The organism is Veillonella atypica KON, assembly GCF_002959915.1.
Lineage (GTDB): Bacteria > Bacillota > Negativicutes > Veillonellales > Veillonellaceae > Veillonella > Veillonella atypica.
Genome location: NZ_PPDE01000005.1, coordinates 12,676 through 34,167, shown reverse-complemented (window position 1 = coordinate 34,167; position 21,492 = coordinate 12,676). Strand labels below are relative to the sequence as shown.

Sequence of the window (21,492 nt, the reverse complement as noted above, 5' to 3'; positions counted from 1 at the left end):
CATAAAGTTTTCATGAGGAAAATAGGACGATAACGATTATCATCATATATTTGAGGAGAATGGTAGCATACAATGAATTCATAAATCTAAAAAGTTTTTAATTTTTTTGCTCGTTCTTGTATGAATTGGCCAATCATATATGCACGATCCATACCAAACTCTGGTTCTACCAGTTGATTATATCTATGTTCTACAATCTCCATACAATGGTTTATAATGCCATCCCAATCTACTTTTACAGCAGAGGACACATGTTTCAATTCCAGCGTATGAGTCTTGTTAAAGGCTACGGACACATCAGCATTACGGTTGCGCCTAACAGATGCCGCTTTATACCCCAAGGAGTTTCCGTTATCAAAAACAGGAGCAAGCCCGATGAATTCTAGGCTTTCACTATTACGAAGAGCCCCAAAATTGCCCCAATGACGATCTTCATTAGCAATGAGCGCATCAAGCACAATCATTTGCTCTAACTGACTCGTCACGTCAGTAAGACCAAATGAATGCAACTGATTCACATAATGCGCGTATTCACTCACATCATTTGGTTTTATGTTAGTCGTCAATTGCCATGCAGGAATGTATTCTACATTACAATTCGTAAAACAGTCGCAGACCGATACATTCTCAGCTTCATCCGACATATAATCCAAATAATACGTTATATAAGGCACATCAAAATAGGCTAATATATCGCTAACAACGGCCTCATTAAATGGTTCCTGTTTAAAGGTCAATTCTCCCGCTTTTGAAAGCAAAATTTCATCTCCGCGGTGCAACCAAATCTGACGTAATGTCCCATTATTCGATGTATTCGGTGTCCGACGCCACGGATCATATTGATGTAATGTATCAATAGCGCCTATTAACACTTGATCATCGGGAATTGGATTATCATAAAAATTCACATCAGACCAAGTCACAGAACTATCACAAGGTTTAACCCAATAATGGTCAGAAATACTCACCATATACGATCGCATGGACAATTCAAACGCATCTTTTGCCTTATACAAGGCCTTAATAACATCATAATTAGAACGACTTTGCGGAATAAATCGATGGTCAATAAATTCATTTAAAGCACGCTCTCTGTTATGAGGCTGCACAAGCATATTAACGGGTACATGAGCCGCATTCAATACATCAATAATACGGGCCCAATTTCTATCATCGAAAATAGCAAACTGTAAGACAGGTACATCCCTATGCATTAACATAAATTGCATGATATTCCCTCCCTTTACTAGCAGCCAATATTTCCATCATTGTAACACAAAACAAAAACACCAGAAAAGCACGCTAATAGAGAACGTAGTTTTTGGACTAATAAAAATATCCCCTTCGAGAAGCGACTTTGGCTAGACCGCTAGGTCGTTAAAGCCGGTGGAGCTTATCGGAGGGGATATTTTTATATTGTGTTAAAATAAGTCGCTATTAGAGAGATTTCACTATTTCTGCACAGCGACGGCATAGTGTAGGATGTTCGCTATCTTGGCCTACTGTATCGCGGTGGATCCAGCAGCGTTCACATTTTTCAAGTTCAGATGGAGCAACTACTGTCGCTACGCCTGTTTCTTCGTCTTTTACAGCCTCTGCTGGTGCAGCGCCGTTTACAATGTGAGCTTCAGATACAATAACGAGTGCAGCTAAGTCTTCTTCACCAAGAGCGTTCAATGCATCAAATGCAGCGCCTTCAGCATATACTGTAACGGATGCATCCAATGGGTGACCGATTGTTTTGTTTTGACGAGCAAGTTCCAATGCTTTTTGTACAGATGTACGCAAGTCTAACAATTGGCTCCATTTATCAGCCAATTCTTGGTTGAAGTGTTCAGGATGGCCTTGTGGCCAATCTTGAAGCATAACGGATTCAGGCATGCCGTCTTCTTTAGGCATGTACTTCCAAACTTCTTCTGCTGTGAAGGAAAGTACAGGAGATACCATAGCTACCAATGTTTTCAAGATTTCGTACATTGCTGTTTGAGCAGAACGACGAGCTACGTTGTTTTTGCTTTCAGCGTACATAGTATCTTTCATTACATCAAGGTAGATGGAGCTCAAGTCTACTGTACAGAAGTTATGAATTGCATGGTATAACATGTGGAATTCATAGTTTTCGTATGCGTCAGTAACCTTTTGACGTACTTCTTCTAAGCGCAACAATACCCATTTATCGAATTCGGACATATCTGCGTAAGCCACTTTATCAGTGTTTGGATTGAAGTCATCCAAATTACCAAGCAAGAAGCGGAATGTGTTACGGATTTTACGGTATACTTCGGACAATTGTTTTACGATGTCTTTGGACAAACGTACGTCTGCTTGGTAATCCGCGGAGGATACCCACAAACGCATAACGTCAGCGCCATATACGTCGATGATGTCGCTTGGAGCTACTGTATTACCTACAGATTTAGACATTTTGCGACCTTCGCCGTCCACAACGAAGCCGTGTGTCAATACGGAATTATATGGTGCTTTACCAGTTGTTGCTACTGCAGTCAACAAGGAAGAGTTGAACCAACCGCGATGTTGGTCAGAACCTTCAAGGTACATAGCACATGGTACTTCAAGATCGTTAACTTCAAGTACGCCAGCCCAAGAGGAGCCAGAGTCAAACCATACGTCCATGATGTCAGTTTCTTTTTTGAACTCATCATGACCGCAATGAGGACATTTGAAACCTTCTGGTAACAATTCTTTTGCACTGTGAGCCCACCAAGCATCGGAGCCTTCTACGGCTACTTTTTCTTGTAATGCTTTGATCGTATCATCGTTGATGATGTGCTCGCCACAGCTTTCACAATAGTAAATAGGAATTGGCACGCCCCAAATACGTTGACGGGAAATTACCCAGTCACCACGATCGCGAACCATGTTGAAGATACGATCATGGCCCCATTTAGGAATCCATTGTACTTGATTGTCGATTGCATCAAGTGCTTGTTGACGATATCCATCTACAGAGGAGAACCATTGTTCTGTAGCACGGTAGATGACAGGATTTTTACAACGCCAGCAGTGAGCATATTGGTGACGCAAGCTAGATTTGTGAAGCAATGCATTGTTATGCGCCAAGATTTTGATTACAGGCACCTCTGCATCGTGAATCTCTACACCAGTCAATGGGAATTCAGTATCACCATAACGGTTGTCGTCCACTTGTTTCGTGTAGTTACCAGTTTCATTAACAAGAGATACGATAGGAAGTTCAGTTTTGCCTTCCTTGTTATAACGCATAACGATGTTAAAGTCATCTTCACCGTGTGCAGGAGCTGTATGTACGCAACCAGTACCTGCTTCGAGTGTTACATGGTCACCACACAATACTGTAGCATTACGTTCAACAAATGGATGTTTGAATTCAGCCAATTCTAAATCTGCACCAGAGAAGCGATTTACGATTTCGTAGTCTTCAATACCGATATCTTTCATAGCCGCATCAACGAGTTCAGTAGCCATCAAGTAGTATTCGTCACCTACTTTTACCCAACCATATTCAAGCTCTGGGTTAACAGAGATTGCTACGTTGGCAGGCATTGTCCAAGGAGTAGTTGTCCAAATAACGGAGTATGCTTGTTTTGGATCTACGCCAGCTGGCAATGTTACCTTTTTCTCGGATACGTAAGGGAATTTTACGTAAATGGAGAAAGATTTTTTCTCAGCGTATTCGATTTCTGCTTCTGCCAATGCAGTTTCGCAGTGTGTACACCAGTATACAGTTTTAAGGCCTTTATAGATGTGGCCGCGTTTTGCCATTTCACCGAAGATACCAAGTTGTTTAACTTCAAACTCAGGGCGCAATGTCAAATAAGGGCGTTCCCATTCGCCTAATACACCAAAGCGAATGAAGTCTTGTTTTTGGTTTTCTACGCATTCTAATGCATATTCCTTACACTTATTGCGCAAATCAAGAGGCGCCATTTCATGACGGTTAAGACCAGTGTTTTTAATAACCGCATGCTCAATTGGCAAACCGTGCGTATCCCAACCAGGAATGTAACGAGTATAATGACCAGTCATTGTTTTGTATTTCATGATGATGTCCTTCAACGTTTTGTTGAGGGCATGACCGATGTGCAATTTACCATTTGCGTATGGAGGGCCATCATGCAAGATGAAAGGTTTTGCGTCTTTACGCAATTCCAAACGTTTTTGATAAATTTTGTTGTCTTCCCAGAACTTTAAAATTTCTGGTTCGCGCTTAGGCAAATTGCCGCGCATTGGGAATTCTGTTTCAGGCAAATGTAACGTCTTACCGTAATCCATGATGTGCTCCTTTTACATAAAAAAATCGCCCGCCCCCGAAGGGACGGACGTAATATCCGTGGTACCACCCTACTGACCTTCTGTGAAAGCTAGAATATTCCAAGCATACGAAATAACTAGGCTTCAATTTGTGAAAGCCACTTAGACATATAACGGTGTTCACCGGCAGGTTCCTGCTTGCTCCAAAGTGATCCGCACATCTCTAGATTTCCAAACCTTTCAGCCCATGAGTTTGGTCTCTACTAAATCCGTCTGAGACGTGCCGTCTTTTTCAACGCAATATTCATATAATAGATAATTATAGGGCTCATAAGGGTAGGTTGTCAAATATATTCTACTCGAAATTTATATCATGTTTAACATATACCATTTCACATTATAACTCTTGCGGTACATACGGCTTCTGCACAGAATCTAATAATGCAAAATTCATGGGACTACTTACCATTTCATTATATTGCTCAACCACGGCTTCTTCCGTTTCACTACGAGGATCAGCAATAAAATCCTCAATCGCTTTATCAAGATGTTTCTTTTGCTCTAAACGATTCTGAGCCTCGGCAGCAGTAATCTTTGCCCCAATCCCATCGGCGGCTTCTTTCTGTGCTTTTACCCATTGGAAATCACTATCGGATTTATGCTCTACAATATAATCTACTATACCACTATAGATAAGCATCATTTCCGCCATATTAGCGCCATTCGTCTGCCCATTGTTGCGCATCAGCTTAACAAGACGTTCTCCCTCCTGCTTGTGATAGGTATTAACAATGGTATCTAACGCATCGTATTTTGGTTCAAATACATCCATTAATGATGAAAGTTTCTCTAACTGCGTATGAGCAAATGCATAATTATCTGATTCATAGCGCTTTTCTTTATAATACGTATCTAGCTCTTTTACAGCCACCACAATGTCATGCAATACCGGTAATAAAGCATCCGTAGTGGCTTCCAAGTCACTATGCGTATGCCCCGCATCTCGCGCAGCAAGGAGTTCTTGCTCAAGACGTTCATAATCCCGCTCTTTAAACTCAGCTAACGGTATATTTTGTCGTGCTTGCTGCACCGTTTCCATATGTTGATGGCTATATTTTACACTAGTAAAATTAAACTCATTTGTGGCGGCCAAATAAAACTTAAAAACACGCCAGATTTCCTTCTCACTATCACTTTGCGTAGCTTTCACCTGACTGCTATTCCTTAAATTATCCATATTAAACTCACAGCCGCTTACAACGCCTACACTCACTACGATGCACACAACTAAACCTAAGCGGTGCCACCAGTTCTGACCAACCATCTATCTCTCCTAAACGTGCTACATCCCGATAAATTAATATTACAGATATTGTATAAAATTAATACATCCAATTCAAGATGAGGAAATAGCTGGACATACAGAAGAATGAAACTACTTCGGAACGGTATGATAAAACTGCAAAAATCATGAAATAATAGTAGATATGTATCAATAAATCATAATAGCTATATTCCTCTTGTTTTTGCAAACATTAGTTCTATAATATAGATATAAGAAAACCCCATACAAAGTATGGGGCATGAAACATGATGTTTCATAATAACTGTGGGGCAAACATTTCGCTCTATCAAGGCCCCCCTTAGTGTTATTCTATACGATTAGTATAGCAATAGTGATTAATCATTGTCAATTAAAGGAGAGAGAAACATGACTAACACACTACGCACAAAACAAGGAACCCCTATCATACCCCTACCAAAAGCATTCTCATTTATTCAAAATGGTATTACCGAGTTTGATTCAATTCTATCTTTATTTAAATGGAATTATTCAAATACCAAAATTATTATTGATGGAAACCAATGCAAACATGCAAGCTATCAAACACTCACACTACTAATCTTATATTTATGGAAGCTAAAACAACAAAAAACATTTATTTCCATCCAATTTCCTAAACATTCCATACTAGATATTATGTGGAATCGTTTAGATGGTCCAAACTACCTCTCTATTCTAAATAATTCCCAAAATAACTTTCACTACGTCTACAACAAACCACTCTTCGCCATCAAATACAAAGATCATAATATTACGCAAATGCTAAATACAATTCGTGATTACGCTATGGACTTACCTACAGATTTAATTAGAGGATATGAGGATGCAGTTCGTTATATCATATCCGAACTAACATATAATGCATTAGAACACGGTTTTAATCCTCAGATTCCATCATTATTACAATTTAACTGGTATCGAGATAAAAACCAACTATCATTTATTCTTGCCGACCTCGGTATTGGTATAAAAAACCATTTAGAATAAACCTATGCACCTTTCACAAACAATACAGATGCCATCGCTATGGCACTAGAGCCTGAAATCTCTGGTACATTTGGCGTCAACGTGGGACCTTATAAACAGCAAAACAATGCTGGCATGGGCCTTTACTTATCTAGTAATCTTGGCAAAACATTAGAAGCAGATATGTACATCGTATCGGGCGATGGTGTCGCACATATTTCTCCACTAGATGTAACATACACAACGCTAAACAACTCTTGGCCCGGCACATTTATATACATGACCATTGGTTTTGATAGGCTAAAAACATATGACCTTCATAAACACCTAGAGGATTTTAGAAAACACGCTACCGAAACTGTAGCTAAACGAAATAATATAGTCCGCGCTCCCGAATTGTATATTGATATGTACAACTATTGTGGAGAACGATGTGAAGTCAAATTAGAGGCCATTAATCTTAGAGAGCGAAAAATTATTCCGGCTATACAAAAAGGAGAAACCGTAGTCCTTAATTTCTCTCACGCTATAACAGCTACACACAGCTTCTTAACCGCTTTATTGGCAGATCCAATTAAAATTCTAGGTCTCAAATCATATAAACAAATCAAGATTATAGGGGCTAATGAAACCATTCGGACAATTATAGATTTTGTATTTGATACATATACTAACTAGAAGCTACTACATAAAAAAGGTGTACCAACACGTTGATTTGTGTTGGTACACCTTTTTTAATGCCCTACCATATGCTTAATATATTATGCTAATAAAGCTTTTACAAGTTCTTCTGCTTTACCAAAATCATCTACATCTGGGTTCCAGTTACATTTAATTTCAGGTTCTACCACGGAGAAACCATATTTAGTTAATTCTTCACGAAGTACCTTCGTAGATTCACCAGACCAACCGTAGGTACCAAATACAGCAGCCTTTTTATTTTTAAACTTCAATTCACGCAAAAAGTCGAGCCAACCAGCTACAGAAGAGATAACACTATTCCCTACTGTCGGAGAACCAACGGCAATCGCTTTTGATTTGAATACTTCTGTCATGATGTCGTTTTTATTGGTTTTACTGATGTTAAAGATCTTAACCCGTGTATCAGGAGATTGTTTAGCAATCTCATCAGCAATTTTATGGGCTAATTTCTTTGTACCATCCCACATAGTGTCATATACGACTGTAATTTGGTCTTCTTGATAGGCTTGAGACCACTCATAGTATTTCTCTACGATTTGCAATGGATTTTCACGCCAAATTGCACCATGGCTAGTAGCAATAATATCAATTGGCAAGTTGAGCTTTTGAATTTCTTCAACCTTAGCTTTTACCAATGGAGAGAATGGATTCAAAATATTAGCGTAATATTTCATCGCCTCTGCCCATAGACGACATTGATCAGCCTTATCGGCCCACAATTCTTCTACCGCAAAATGTTGTCCGAACGCATCGTTAGAGAACAAAATATTGTCGCCAGTCATATAGGTTGCCATAGAGTCAGGCCAATGGAGCATGCGCATTTCTACGAATACCAAAGATTTACCGTTGCCGATATCTACGGAATCACCTGTCTTCACAGTTTTAAAATTCCATTCTGGATGATGATATTGACCAACTAAGGACTTAACGGCATTTTCTGTACAGTAAATCGGCGTATTAGGAATTTTTTCCATCAAAGCTGGCAAGGAACCGCTGTGATCAACTTCGCCGTGATTACATACGATAAAATCAATTTTGTTTAGATCAATTTCAGATTCCAAATTATCAATAAACTCTGAGGAATGAGGTTTCCATACTGTATCGATGAGGACGGTTTTCTCCTCTTCAATCAAGTACGCGTTTTGGCTAGATCCATTATTAATACTGTAATCAGAGCCGTGGAATTCTTGTAATTCCCAATCAATTTTACCAACCCAAGATACGTTATTTTTTATATGCTTTCTCATAATAACCTCCATAATTCTTGTGAAAGTCTTTCACAATCAATAATATGTATGGCCTATGTGGCATCTGTATATATGTACCTATCTATATACCTATGCATATATCACACCTTGGTCATTAACTATGGTTTTATTATAACCATATCGCATAGTTAAGTCTGTATCTGCAGGTACAGATTTGATAATTATTCTAAAAAACTACTCAAGGGTAATCAAATACTTTATATGAGTATACCATTGATACACCATGAGTGGTTAGAAGCATATACAGTTATAGGAGTGATTATTTACTATCTTTTTTTGATAGTCCTGGAATTGCTTTATAGATATATAGTGCAATATATCCATCAACTAGACTATGAACAATAGTACCAGCACCAACAAGTACGAACACAACGTAGATAAGATCAATATTAGGCATCGTAGTTGTTGTGTAGAACAAGAGGCAGGCTAGTACTTCTCCAATGGCGTGAATAATGGCACAGACAAGGTTAAATGCAGCGAAAGATAACGCCCCTGTTAATACACCTGGATGATGTTTAATATAATAGGCCCCCATCAAGGCAAAGATGATATGAGAGGCAGCGCGCATAACGATAACAAGAGGGAACCCTGCTACGAAGAAACCTAGCGTAGAACCTATTACGACACAAGCAGCCATCTTACGAGACAAGAACATAGCCAGGAATATAGGTACATGACTAGCCAATGTATACGAAGCCGGTGGTATGACAACTTTCAACGGCATCATAATAGGAATCATGATGGCTAATGCCATCAACAACGCAGTAATGGTTAAATTTCGATATATGGAAGAATTCATAAAGGCCTCCTTGGAAATGTATTGCCCACTGATTACATCTACAATATTCTAATGCATAAATTTTTAATATATTAAATACGGACTATAAATATCTTTAATTTCCTACACTGCCCCACAAGTTAAGGATAACAACACCAACCACAATAAGACCTATCCCCAAAATAGTGTACATATTATAGCCCTCACTAAAGATAAAGACAGAAATGAGTGCTGTCACCACGAGCCCTATAGATAAGGCAAGTAAAAAATAAGATAACATAACTCCTCCTACAAAAAAGAGAGGGCCTTACAACCCTCTCTTCAATACATAAGTACGCACTCAATCGCACCTATTATAAGCGTTCGATAACAGCTTGCGCCATTTCTGTGGTACCTACGCGTTTCAAGCCTTCGCGGTAGATATCGCCTGTGCGGTAACCATCAACGAGCACTTGTTCAACAGCTTTTTCAATAGCGTCAGCCACTTGAGGCAAATCAAGGGAGTGACGGCACATCATAGCTGCGGACAAGATTGTACCCAATGGGTTCGCCAAGTTTTGGCCCATAATGTCTGGTGCAGAACCGTGGATTGGCTCATACAATGCTGTGCCAGTACCCATGGATGCAGATGGTAAAAGCCCGATAGAACCAGAAATAACAGCGCCTTCATCAGACAAGATATCGCCGAACAAATTTGTTGTAACGATAACGTCGAATTGTGCAGGATTTACAACGAGTTGCATCGCTGTATTATCTACATAGAAGTAATCTGTTGTGATGTCTGGATTAGCAGCAGCTTTCTCTTGAGCAATTTTACGCCACAAACGAGAAGAAGCTAATACATTTGCTTTATCTACAGATACAACCTTTTTGTTACGTTTGCGAGCTGTTTCCATGGCAATGTCCATGATGCGCTCTACTTCGTAACGGCTGTATGTTTCTTTATCCCAAGCAAACTCGTTAGCGCCTTCACCTTGTGCCTCTTCGCGTTCACCGAAGTAAATCCCACCAGTCAACTCACGAACAATAACGAAATCTACATCTTGTACAAGTTCCTTTTTAAGCGGGGAATACTCTTGCAAGGATGGATAGATTTTTACAGGACGCAAGTTACAGAACAAACCAAGCTCCTTGCGAAGACCAAGGATTGCTTTTTCAGGACGAATAGAAGGATCTACATTATCCCATTTAGGACCGCCTACAGCACCTAGCAATACAGCATCAGCAGCTTTACAAGCCTCGATAGTATCCTCAGTCAAAGGCACACCGTATGCATCAATAGACGCACCGCCCGCTTTTTTATCAATCCAATTAACCTTTACACCGGCTTTCTCAAAAGCCACATCACACACAGCCTTCGCTGCAGCAATAATCTCAGTACCAATACCATCACCAGGAATCAATACGATATTTTTTTCGCTCATCTATATATTCCTCTCCGACGATGAAGCCCCGTTGCAAGCCTCCATTGCCTTAACGGGCCGAGGCCATAGGCCTCGCCCTAGCAAAAGTCGTTTGCGACGGGGCTTCATCGTCTACATCTATCCATATGTACATCATTGCGAAAAAAATCGCAATGATAAGCTACATAGAGCCGAGGTGCATGCTCTGACGCGACTTTAGTAGGTCAAGGCCCTCGGCCGATGACCGTTAAGCTAGCTGGAGCGTCAGAGCATCACCGAGGCTCGGCCACGTACTTATTTGCGATGTTTCGCAAAGTTCACAAGACCTCCTGCTGCCGCAATGTCTTGAATGAATTGTGGCAATTCAGTGCCTTGGTATTGTTCGTTTTTAGTCAAGTTGTACACGATACCTTTAGATAAATCTACACCGACTGCATCGCCAGCGTCGATACGATCTACTTGTTCGCCGATTTCAATAACTGGTAAACCAATGTTGATAGCATTACGGAAGAAGATACGAGCAAAGGAGTGTGCAATGATAACAGGCACACCTTTTGCTTTGATAACGCCTGGTGCGTGTTCACGGGAGGAACCGCAACCAAAGTTTTTGCCAGCTACCATGATTTCGCCAGCTTTCACATTTGGCGCGAAAGTAGTATCAATATCTTCCATCGCATGTTCAGCCAATTCGTTCCAATCAGCAATCGCCAAGTAACGAGCCGGAATGATTACGTCTGTATCTACATCGTCGCCGTAGCGCCAGATTTTTTTGCTTTCAAAATCCATATTAAACCTCCTCAGGGCCTGCAATGCGGCCTAACACAGCACTTGCTGCCGCCACGTAAGGGCTTGCCAAATATACTTCAGAATCAACGTGACCCATACGACCACGGAAGTTACGGTTTGTAGTGGAAACGGTTCTTTCACCAGCTGCCATGATACCCATGTAACCACCTAGGCAAGGGCCACATGTTGGCGTGGACACTGCGCAGTCAGCTTGAATGAAGATGTCCAATAAACCATCCTTCATAGCTTGATCGTATACATCTTGGGAACCAGGAATTACGATACAACGAACGAATGGAGCTACTTTGCGACCTTTGAAGATTTCTGCAGCTGCCACCAAGTCTTCGTAACGGCCATTTGTACAGGAACCAATGATAACTTGATCGATTTTAATATCTTTGTCGATCTCGTTGATGTAATGTGTGTTGGATGGCAAATGAGGGAATGCTACAACTGGTTGCAATTTGGACAAATCGATAGTCACAGTTTGAGCATATACTGCATCAGGGTCTGGATTAATTGGTTCTACAGGACGATTTACGCGGCCTTTGATGTATGCTTCAGTAATTTCATCATATGGGAATACGCCACATTTACCACCAGCTTCGATGGCCATGTTACAGATTGTAAGGCGGTCAGCCATAGTCATGTGTTGTACGCCGTCACCAGCGAATTCAAGAGCCATGTAACGAGCGCCGTCTACGCCGATTTTACCGATTAAATCAAGGATTACGTCTTTACCAGTTACCCATTTGTTAGGTTTGCCGATAAGCTCAACCTTAATAGTTTCAGGTACTTTGAACCAAGTTTTACCTTCTGCCATAGCAACGCCCGCATCAGTAGAGCCTACGCCTGTGGAGAACGCATTTACCGCACCATATGTACAAGTGTGGGAGTCAGCACCGATCATCATTTCCCCAGGACCGATAAGGCCTTTTTCTGGCAAAATAACGTGCTCGATACCCATTCTACCTACTTCAAAGTAGTTTGTGATGCCATGTTCGCGTACGAAATCGCGCATGACTTTCGCTTGAGTAGCGGATTGAATATCTTTATTTGGTGTGAAATGATCCGGCACCAAGTAGATTTTATGACGGTCAAATACAGGTTTGCCGATTTTCAAGAACTCTTTACGCGCCGGTGGGAATGTGATGTCGTTCATCAATACCGCATCCAAATGACATTCGATGATTTGGCCCGGTTTTACAACATCAAGACCCGCGTGGCGAGCCATATTCTTTTCAGTAATGGTCATACCCATATTATTCTTCCTCCTGTTGTTCTAGCTCCATAGCTAGGAATACTGAGTTAACTGCATTGATGTATGCGTTCACACTTGATTTAACGATATCGGTGCTAATACCACGACCATGGTACAAACGACCGTTGTATTCTACCTTAAGGGTTGCTTCCCCAAGGGCATCTTTACCTGCTGTGATAGCACGGATTTGGTAGTCTTTTAAGCTAATTGGCAAGCCAACCACACGTTCAACTGCTTTAAGGGATGCGTCTACTGGACCGTCACCTACGGCAGCATCTGCTTTCTCCCCTTCTGGGGTCATGAGGCGAACGTCAGCATATGCGTAGCCTTTTTCACCTAATTTGTAGTATTGAGCCACGAGCTCGAATGCTTTTTTGTGATGTAAGTTATCTACTACAAGAGCGATAATGTCATCATCGTATACTTGTTTTTTACGGTCTGCCAATTCTTTGAATTTAGCGAAGAGGTCGTTGATTTTCTCTTCTGTGAAAGATTGGAAACCAAGTTTTGCCAAATGATCGGCAAAGGCATGACGGCCAGAGTGTTTACCCAATACGAGGTCTGTTTTTTCAGCCCCTACGGACTCAGGAGTCATGATTTCATACGTTTCAGGGTTGCTCATCATACCATGTTGGTGAATACCAGACTCATGAGCAAAAGCGTTAGAGCCAACGATTGGTTTATTTGGAGGAACTACAACACCTGTTAAACGGCTCACAAGTTTAGATACTTTCGTAAATTGTTTTGTATCGATGTTCACTTGAAGGTCGCCGAAGTAATCATGGCGTGTTTTAAGAGCCATTACAACTTCTTCAATCGCTACGTTACCAGCCCGTTCGCCTAGGCCATTAATTGTGCCTTCTACTTGGCGTGCACCTGCTTTAATAGCGGCTAACGTATTCGCATTAGCAAGACCTAAGTCGTCATGGCAGTGAACAGAGATAATTGCATTTTCAATACCTGGTGTATGTTCTTTAATATAGCGGATTTTATCACCGAACTCATTAGGGTTCATGTAACCTACTGTGTCTGGTACATTAATAATTGTTGCACCACCAGCAATGGCAACACCAAATACTTGGCATGCGAAATCTAAATCAGAGCGTGCCGCATCTTCACCGGAGAACTCGATTTCATCAACCTTACCTTTTGCATATGCCAATACGGATTTAACCTTATCCAATACCTCTTGGCGAGTCATTTTTAATTTATATTCCATATGAAGCTCGGAAATAGCAATGAATACATGTAAACGGCTACGTTCCGCATCTTTCAACGCATCAATCGCTTTTTGTACGTCCTTTTCATTAGCACGAGCCAATGCACAAATTGTTGCGCCTTTCACTTCGCGTGCAATCGTTTGTACTGCTTCAAAATCTCCAGGGGATGCTGCTGGGAAACCAGCCTCGATTACATCGATGCCGAGGCGTACTAGGCCTTTCGCAATTTCAATTTTTTCAGGAGTTTGTAAAGATACACCTGGTGTTTGTTCCCCATCACGAAGGGTTGTATCGAAGAAATATACGCGATTTTGATCCATAATCTTCACCTTTTCTATACTAATAAAACATAACACTGTATTATATCTATCAATTGTGAAAGTTTAGTCAAACAAAACGTAGAATTAAAGTGCGTGCTCGCAAGCGACTTTAGTAGGTCGAGGCCCTAGACCGAAGACCGTTAAGCTAGCTGGAGCGTCAGAGCACCACTTTAATTCGGTCACGTAGTATGGTTGACTAAACTTTTATAAAAAAAAGCCCCTCAGAACAACTGTCGTTGCTCAAAGGGGCGTTATATTCATAACACGGTACCACCCTAATTGGGACTCGTTGCGGGTATAACGGAACCACCGTCGATGACTACTGCTACATTCGCCACCAAAGCTCACGGGAGAGTGTCAGCGTACAACCTCTATTGCCTCGCACCAACCGGCAACTCTCTGAAAGCAGGATCTGTAAACCTTTATACCCATTCATAGCTCGTATTTAAGATATAAAGATATTGTACTTTATTCTATAGAGTAATGTCAATTAGGATATGATGAAGTTTTACTGAGTCAATATAGGACAATAAAAATAGCAGGGTGACCGCCCTGCTATTTTTTCGTTCATATGAGACTATGTCACATATTGACATCCCTTGTCATATATAGAATAACACTTCACTATAGTATGGTCAATGTACCCTCTACGCAATCAATCTTAAAAGCTTATCCACTCTAAATTCTCAAAATTATTTAACATTCGTTTATCCATTTTTACCACTTTATTAGATAGCTCTATTTGACCATTAATAAATGAAATATCTGTATACCATTCCTTTAAACTAGCATACACTTCATTCTCTAAATCAATAATGATGGTTTCAATGGGATCCCAGGTTTTGTATCTTACAGACTCGACCATAACCATGCTATTACCTATGAAAGTAACATCCCTACCATAAATCCAAAACGGCAATACTTTCTCCTTTATAGAAATAGAATATATAGCATCTCCATGAGGCGGTTCCGTTTCATATTGCACTTTTATATTGTACTTTTCCATTATCTCATTGCTGGCATTTTCTATATATGATAACTTTGAAATCTTGTAATTATCTACTTGCATAAAAAAACTCCATTATTTTTAGTATTAATTTTTGCTATACTAATTACGAAGAGAGTCAATTGACGTGAGTTAGGTTCATCTCCGCGAGGAGGTGATACTATGACAAATCATGAAGTTACCTATGTAATTATCATAATTCTGTTATCAGTAGTCACTATCATTGTACTAGTCAAATAGTACAATGATAAACGCCTAACGTATAAAGGAGTGCATTCCTCTAACACGTTAGGCGCCATCATAGTTTTATCAAGTTTTAGATGAGCCTAACGCCCTAATCACGTTAATTGGCTCTCTTTATATTTATATTATAAACTAATCATATTTAAAAAGATAGTACAATAAGTAACTCAATTTATCCCTACGCATTTAATCATTTCTCTAGCCTGTTCAATAGAAATAGGCTCATTAAATAAGAACACATGGTTCTGCCCCTTATGTTCCCAAGATGCTAAGTAAACGGCGTCATCCACCATTCGATAAGTCACGGTCATGCCATTTATAATCTCTGTTTTCTGAGGTACATAATCCTTATAGTCACCTGCGATATTACCCGATACTGTCGATACGCGATACTTAATATACTTTGGCATATCATCTACACGGTCAAAATATGTTCCTTTTAAAAGCTCATGATAAGCATACACAACTTGTAATACATCGTGATCTACAATGGATACATGTACAGGACGTAATCCCTCTAAACCACTTGGCAACTGCGGTTTAAAGTTCAAATGTTGCTTAGCCTCATATAGAGTATCAAACACCTCTAAAGATTGACCTTTACGAGTGCTTCTATAATCCTCATCAGTCATAGTGCAACTTCCAAGTCTATCTGGACAAGGAAACTCATTTCGATCACCATAGGGCTGATCATAAATCGAATTACCATTAAGACGAAACCGCAACAAATCATCTGCGGACACAACATTGATGGAACCTATAAAAGCTAGCGTAGCTAACGCACATACAACCTTTTTCATGATACAATCCCCTGCAAACAAACTACATTTATTAACTAAATTATATCATTAAAAATTGAAACAGCTATCATCATAAATCTATCCTATTTGATAGTATCTATCGCAAATAATTCTACTATTCAAAATTATTGTAAGTGCTATAATGAACTTATAAAAATGAACAGGTGCTCATAGATAGTACGTGTATTTTTCCAAACTTATATTTACTAGTTATATCAAGGAGATTATCATGACACATACACGATTAACACAACTCGTACAAGCTTTATTAGATGCACCTACAAGCAATGAAACAGTAAAGGAATTCGCTCAATCTTGGATTAATGCAGAAGGTACACCTAAACAAGAAGAACTTACAAAACAACTCGTATCCGTAGCAGAACAAAACATTGCACTTATCGATGAAACAATAGGCTTTGCAGGGTCTGAACTTGCTACACAAATCCTTGGCGAAGAAGGCGCAGCTAACCTATTACAACATGCTAAAGACATTAAAGCAGAAGGCGCAGAATTCTGCGACTGCCCTGGCTGTGTAGCTGCTAAAAATATTATTGATTTGAAAGCGGAAATTGAATAGTTTATATAAATAAAAATAGCTCCTAAGGGAGCTATTTTTATTTATATTATTTGATTTATATCTTGATATTACGTTCTATAATATCCCCCTTAGATAATATGGTTGCAGTAACATCGTATCTATTTTTTGTGATAATTATACTACACCCATAATCATATTCAAACCTTCCATTTTCTTCTGTCATTTCAGCTAATTTTTTGATATCCTCCTCCGCATTATCATTCCACCAAGGTTTTACTTCTATAACAACAAAATTGCTACTATTACATCCACGTCTATGCACTATAATATCTGGTCTTATCAACTCATTAGCCTTATTCTTTTTAGAATCAGCTATATCCCGGTTATATTCACAGTCTACATCATACTCATCTATACATAATGATAAATAGTGCCCAATTTTATGTGAAATGGACAACTCACTTACATGATTATCAGTTTCATTAAATATTAAGTATTGATCTTTATAAAATAACATATCTAATGCAATCTTTAATGCATCATAAAAACGCTCTAAGGTATTCATAAAATATCTCCTTTTAGTATTTGTAGATGAACTAAATATAATTCCTTTATATAACTAATTTGACCTACTATCTTACATATTCTACAAAATACTTTATCTTACAATATGTATTTATCATCGGTTCTAAAAAATTCTAATTCACAAGCAGCTATTCCTCTCTTATACTCCGTTTTCTTAAAAGTTCACGTTCTTTTTTTATATAGATATATAAACTAATATAAAACCAATATATACAGTATCCGTAAATAAAGCTCCGACTAAATACGAATACTAATTCAATCCATTCTTTATGTGTCATATTAGGAAGTAACCAGCTAAAAGAAATTAAGTGCTTTATAGGATTGATGATTTCAAATGATGAAGTATACCAATCCGGAGAAATTAAAACACCTATATGATTAAACATCGCAAGAATATAATATACGCCTCCAATAAAAGGAATATAGACTATTGATAATTGTAATAAGTCAAAACTTTGATTACTTATAAATTGACAGTATGACTCCATATGGCTTAACGACTTATAAAAATCTTCAGATAATTTCATGAAGTATTCTTTTTTATCTAATTGCTTTATTATAACTTCTAAGATATAAGCTATAAGTAGTATCAAAAATAATATCCCTGGTATGCTACATACAAAAGGGATTAGCCAATAAAGAATAAACTCAACTTTTTTTAGCAATACTTTTACTATTTGAGGTAATATAGATTCAAAATCTAATATATTTACTCCATAATAAGTATATAAGTAATCAGCAAACAAACATAATAAAAAAAGTAAAACAAAAATCTTTGTAAATAAATCAAATCGCTTTCTAACTAAATTTATCAATGCCATAATACTCTCACTCATATATACCTCCTTTTATACATAAAATATCATACCATAATATACTATTATAATTTTACTTATAGTTAAAATCGTATAATTTATTGATTATACGTATAAAAAAGCCCCTGTATAACAGGGGCCTTCTTTATTCTCCAGCACTGACAAGTGATTTTGTATATGGGTGTACCGCTTCTTTAAGTCGTTTTGATTCGATAGTTTCTACGATTTGCCCATCTTTCATAACGATGATTCGGTCTGTTACGGCTTGTAAGAGTCCGATGTCATGGCTGACGAACACATAGCCGAAGGGTTGTTCCTTATGGAGTTTTTGTAATAAATCTAGTACTAGCTTTTGATTTACCGCATCAAGGGCTGATGTAGGTTCATCAAAGAGTATTAGTTTTGGATGCATCAACATAATCCTTGCCAGTACCAACCGTTGCAGCTGACCACCACTTACTTCATGAGGATATTTCTGAACAATAGTTTCAGGTAGATCTACATGTTTAATCCATTTGCGGATATCTTCCTTTGCAGCGGCTATATCCATAAGCCCATAGTTGATATACGGCTCTAAGAGAAATGCTTCTAAGTTCATCCGCGGTGGAATCACCGCCAAGGGATTTTGGAACATCATCTGCATAGAGCGATATATTTCTGTATGGTTTTGAATGGAATGGATTTCTCCACCAAAGAGTCGTAAGGTGCCAGATGTAGGTTTTTCTAGCATAGCAATCAGCCTAAGCAGCGTACTTTTACCAGAACCACTACCACCAGCAATGCCTACCCGTTCATTGGCAGCTACAGAAAAGGATACATTGTCAACAGCGTGAACCGTATGATTGTGGTTTGTATATTGTTTACAGATATTCTCAAGTTGAATCATACTACACCACTTTCATTACGGAATCTAACAAAATACGAGTATACTCATCTTTTGGGCATGCCATAACCTCTTCGGTAGAGCCTACTTCAACGAGTTGTCCCTTATTCATAACGCCAATGCTATTAGCAATGCGTGCGGCCGCCTTGATATTATGGGTTACGATAATAACTGTTGCCCCAAGAGCTTGTGTTACCTCTTTTAAAAGGTCTAGCACAGAGGCTTGCACGAGCATATCCAGAGCACTAGTTGGTTCATCGGCAAATACGATGCTCGGCTTCAAGATAAGGCTTAGTGCAATGGCTAACCGTTGTTGCATGCCACCGCTCAATTGAAATGAATAGGACTGCAAAATCCGATCTCCGTCGGTTAAGTGAACAAGATTAAGCATATCTATAATGCGGCTTACATCATAGCTTTCACCATGAGCATGGAATAAATCTTTGAAGTGATTTTCTACAGTACGATTTGAGTTTAGATAGGCGCTAGGATTTTGAAAAATCATAGAAATCTTCGTGCCCCGCAATTGTCGCCAATCACCATCGCTTAAGGTAGAAACATCGGTACCATTTAGCAAAATTTGGCCGCTAATGTTAGCTTGTTTTAACATGCCAAAGGCGGCGCGAACTAACGTAGATTTACCAGAACCACTTTCACCAACGATAGCAAAGACCTCACCAGTGGGCACGGAGAAGGATACATTGCGTACCGCTTGCTCCGCACCGTATGAAATTGTAACCTTATCAAATACAATACAATCAGATTTATTCAATAGTAGAATCCTTTGTTAACAAGTAGTAATCGATAGGATGAACCGGTACATTTTTAACTTTTGCAGTAGATACAACCGTTGCACTTGGATACAACAAGTAAATATCTGCTACATCATCAACTAAAATTTGTTGTGCTTGTCTTGCAATATTAGAGCGTTCGTTTTGATCAAATGTTACGGACAATCGGTCGATTAACGCATCTACTTGAGGATTAGTATAACCGCCAACATTAGCTTTTGCGCCGGATTTGTAGAACAAGCTGAGGAACCAATAAGGATCATTTGTAGACATGGTAATAACGTTACGTTCTACCAAGTCAAAGCCATCTGTACCTAGTGTATCCACTTCATCAGGGCTTTGTAATTTCTTAAGCGTTACATTGATACCCGCTTGTTTCAATTCTTGTTGAATTTCTTCGTACATACTAGTGTCTTTACCCCAAACAGCTAATGTTAGAGATAATTCTTTACCATCTTTAGCATACACACCATTTGCATTTTTAGCATAACCAGCTTGTGTTAAGATTTGGTCCGCTTTTGCTACATCAGTTGTCGCTTTGTTAGCGATTGTATCGTAACCTAGCTTTGCAGAAGGTGGGAATGGTGCTGCACCTGGTGTGGAACCATTACCGATGATTTTCGCCATGGAATCATAGTTAATGATATGAGCTACTGCATTACGTACATCTTTATCATGTAATGGAGATGCTGCAGTTTGGTTCATTTTTAACATGAACACACGAACGCCAGAGATATCTTGGATATTGAAACCATCTTTAAACAAGCTACGGTTAGCAGAGTCCACCTTTTGGATGACGTCAACGTCTTTAGATTGCAATGCCATCGCACGTTTATTGTTGTCTTCGATGTCTTTTACTGTTACAGAATCAAGACCTGGTTTGCCGCCCCAGTAATCTGCAAAGGCTTCTAGTTCAATGGTTTCGCCCTTTGTGAAAGATTTAATTTTATAAGGGCCTGTAAGAACTGGTTTTGTTGCTACGTCCTTAAGATCCGCTGTATCCATGATGACAAACGCAGGTTCTGTTAAGCTAGACAACAAGGAGCCATTAGGCTCTGTTGTTTTGATAATCAAGTTTTGACCATCTACGGTAATGGACTCGATTTTAACAGCTTTTGCGGAACGAGCACTTTGTTTCATAGTGTACTCGATGGACTCTTTTACCTTTTGTGGCGTCATAGGTGTGCCGTTTTGGAATTTTACATTTTCACGGATATGGAATTTCCATGTAGTAGGGTCCACATTTTCCCAAGAATCCGCTAATTGTGGGGCAAATTTCATGTCTGGTGTAACAACAGCTAATGTTTCGCCAGCACCGATACGAGTCAATGTCCACGCATCCCATTCGTGTGTTGGGTCTAATGTTTCACCAAACCAATACAGACCAACATTCATGTGTTTTCCTTGCTTAGCCGTATCACTGCCACACCCCGTCAAGAGGGCCACCATGGACAACATAGCTAAACATACTAATAACCAACGTTTCATACTTTCTCCTTTGTAAAAAATTACCTTTTTGAAAGGCTTTCAC

The 21,492-nt window shown here is 39.2% G+C and carries 20 protein-coding genes and 1 other annotated feature; of the genes, 3 read left to right on the top strand and 17 right to left on the bottom strand.

From position 1 onward, the window contains the following. Positions 1-86: 86 nt before the first annotated feature. From VAHSUH02_RS02840 to VAHSUH02_RS02830, 3 genes are all read right to left on the bottom strand, one after another. Positions 87-1,229: a HipA domain-containing protein gene (locus VAHSUH02_RS02840; protein WP_005384318.1), complete on the bottom strand. Its 1,143-nt coding sequence runs from the start codon at positions 1,227-1,229 to the stop codon at positions 87-89. A gap of 208 nt (positions 1,230-1,437) precedes the next feature. Next, positions 1,438-4,272, bottom strand: coding sequence for an isoleucine--tRNA ligase (gene ileS, locus VAHSUH02_RS02835; protein WP_005384317.1), 2,835 nt, complete (start codon positions 4,270-4,272; stop codon positions 1,438-1,440). 376 nt (positions 4,273-4,648) lie between these two features. Further along, complete coding sequence (locus tag VAHSUH02_RS02830; RefSeq protein WP_005384316.1) at positions 4,649-5,575, bottom strand: DUF3829 domain-containing protein; 927 nt, start codon at positions 5,573-5,575, stop codon at positions 4,649-4,651. Between the two features lie 387 nt (positions 5,576-5,962). Between VAHSUH02_RS02830 and VAHSUH02_RS09785 the strand changes: the two genes are divergently transcribed. Both VAHSUH02_RS09785 and VAHSUH02_RS09780 read left to right on the top strand, forming a co-directional pair. Further along, the gene (locus VAHSUH02_RS09785) at positions 5,963-6,583 is read left to right on the top strand and encodes a hypothetical protein (RefSeq protein WP_005384315.1); all 621 of its coding nucleotides are present in this window, start codon (positions 5,963-5,965) and stop codon (positions 6,581-6,583) included. A gap of 39 nt (positions 6,584-6,622) precedes the next feature. Next, the gene (locus tag VAHSUH02_RS09780) at positions 6,623-7,240 is read left to right on the top strand and encodes an STAS-like domain-containing protein (protein WP_005384314.1); all 618 of its coding nucleotides are present in this window, start codon (positions 6,623-6,625) and stop codon (positions 7,238-7,240) included. Between the two features lie 83 nt (positions 7,241-7,323). On the opposite strand, the gene VAHSUH02_RS02820 is transcribed toward VAHSUH02_RS09780, so the two are convergent. From VAHSUH02_RS02820 to VAHSUH02_RS02780, 9 genes are all read right to left on the bottom strand, one after another. Continuing rightward, a complete protein-coding gene (locus VAHSUH02_RS02820) occupies positions 7,324-8,511 on the bottom strand; it encodes an oxygen-binding di-iron domain-containing protein (RefSeq protein WP_038149012.1) in 1,188 nt (395 codons plus the stop codon). Between the two features lie 280 nt (positions 8,512-8,791). Further along, positions 8,792-9,331, bottom strand: a complete 540-nt coding sequence (locus VAHSUH02_RS02815; protein WP_038149010.1) for a hypothetical protein — start codon at positions 9,329-9,331, stop codon at positions 8,792-8,794. 94 nt (positions 9,332-9,425) lie between these two features. Then, on the bottom strand, positions 9,426-9,590 hold the full coding sequence (locus VAHSUH02_RS02810; RefSeq protein WP_005384305.1) for a DMT family transporter: 165 nt from the start codon (positions 9,588-9,590) through the stop codon (positions 9,426-9,428). Between the two features lie 73 nt (positions 9,591-9,663). Continuing rightward, a complete protein-coding gene (gene leuB, locus VAHSUH02_RS02805) occupies positions 9,664-10,734 on the bottom strand; it encodes a 3-isopropylmalate dehydrogenase (RefSeq protein ID WP_005384303.1) in 1,071 nt (356 codons plus the stop codon). Positions 10,735-11,007: 273 nt separating this feature from the next. Next, positions 11,008-11,499 (bottom strand): 3-isopropylmalate dehydratase small subunit, encoded by a 492-nt coding sequence (locus tag VAHSUH02_RS02800; RefSeq protein WP_005384302.1) that lies wholly within the window; start codon positions 11,497-11,499, stop codon positions 11,008-11,010. Between the two features lies 1 nt (position 11,500). Next, a complete protein-coding gene (gene leuC, locus VAHSUH02_RS02795) occupies positions 11,501-12,760 on the bottom strand; it encodes a 3-isopropylmalate dehydratase large subunit (RefSeq protein WP_105112042.1) in 1,260 nt (419 codons plus the stop codon). Position 12,761: 1 nt separating this feature from the next. After that, positions 12,762-14,300 (bottom strand): 2-isopropylmalate synthase, encoded by a 1,539-nt coding sequence (locus VAHSUH02_RS02790; RefSeq protein WP_005381515.1) that lies wholly within the window; start codon positions 14,298-14,300, stop codon positions 12,762-12,764. Between the two features lie 241 nt (positions 14,301-14,541). Next, positions 14,542-14,745, bottom strand: a binding site (T-box leader). Between the two features lie 216 nt (positions 14,746-14,961). Continuing rightward, positions 14,962-15,369: a hypothetical protein gene (locus VAHSUH02_RS02785; RefSeq protein ID WP_005384298.1), complete on the bottom strand. Its 408-nt coding sequence runs from the start codon at positions 15,367-15,369 to the stop codon at positions 14,962-14,964. Positions 15,370-15,716: 347 nt separating this feature from the next. Beyond that, the gene (locus tag VAHSUH02_RS02780; RefSeq protein ID WP_005384296.1) at positions 15,717-16,349 is read right to left on the bottom strand and encodes a hypothetical protein; all 633 of its coding nucleotides are present in this window, start codon (positions 16,347-16,349) and stop codon (positions 15,717-15,719) included. A gap of 229 nt (positions 16,350-16,578) precedes the next feature. Here VAHSUH02_RS02780 and VAHSUH02_RS02775 point away from each other — a divergent pair, with 229 nt between their 5' ends. Then, positions 16,579-16,926, top strand: coding sequence for a hypothetical protein (locus tag VAHSUH02_RS02775; RefSeq protein ID WP_005384295.1), 348 nt, complete (start codon positions 16,579-16,581; stop codon positions 16,924-16,926). Positions 16,927-16,981: 55 nt separating this feature from the next. On the opposite strand, the gene VAHSUH02_RS02770 is transcribed toward VAHSUH02_RS02775, so the two are convergent. From VAHSUH02_RS02770 to VAHSUH02_RS02750, 5 genes are all read right to left on the bottom strand, one after another. Next, positions 16,982-17,452, bottom strand: a complete 471-nt coding sequence (locus tag VAHSUH02_RS02770; protein ID WP_005384293.1) for a hypothetical protein — start codon at positions 17,450-17,452, stop codon at positions 16,982-16,984. A 148-nt stretch (positions 17,453-17,600) separates the two neighbouring features. Then, positions 17,601-18,308, bottom strand: coding sequence for a hypothetical protein (locus tag VAHSUH02_RS02765; protein WP_005384291.1), 708 nt, complete (start codon positions 18,306-18,308; stop codon positions 17,601-17,603). A 124-nt stretch (positions 18,309-18,432) separates the two neighbouring features. Continuing rightward, on the bottom strand, positions 18,433-19,173 hold the full coding sequence (locus VAHSUH02_RS02760) for an ABC transporter ATP-binding protein (RefSeq protein ID WP_005384290.1): 741 nt from the start codon (positions 19,171-19,173) through the stop codon (positions 18,433-18,435). 1 nt (position 19,174) lies between these two features. Continuing rightward, positions 19,175-19,942 carry an ABC transporter ATP-binding protein gene (locus VAHSUH02_RS02755; RefSeq protein WP_005384289.1) on the bottom strand — a complete coding sequence of 256 codons (768 nt, stop codon included), beginning with the start codon at positions 19,940-19,942 and terminating at the stop codon, positions 19,175-19,177. Beyond that, the gene (locus VAHSUH02_RS02750; RefSeq protein ID WP_038149008.1) at positions 19,935-21,449 is read right to left on the bottom strand and encodes an ABC transporter substrate-binding protein; all 1,515 of its coding nucleotides are present in this window, start codon (positions 21,447-21,449) and stop codon (positions 19,935-19,937) included. Before VAHSUH02_RS02750 ends, VAHSUH02_RS02755 begins: the two co-directional genes overlap by 8 nt. Positions 21,450-21,492 lie beyond the last annotated feature (43 nt).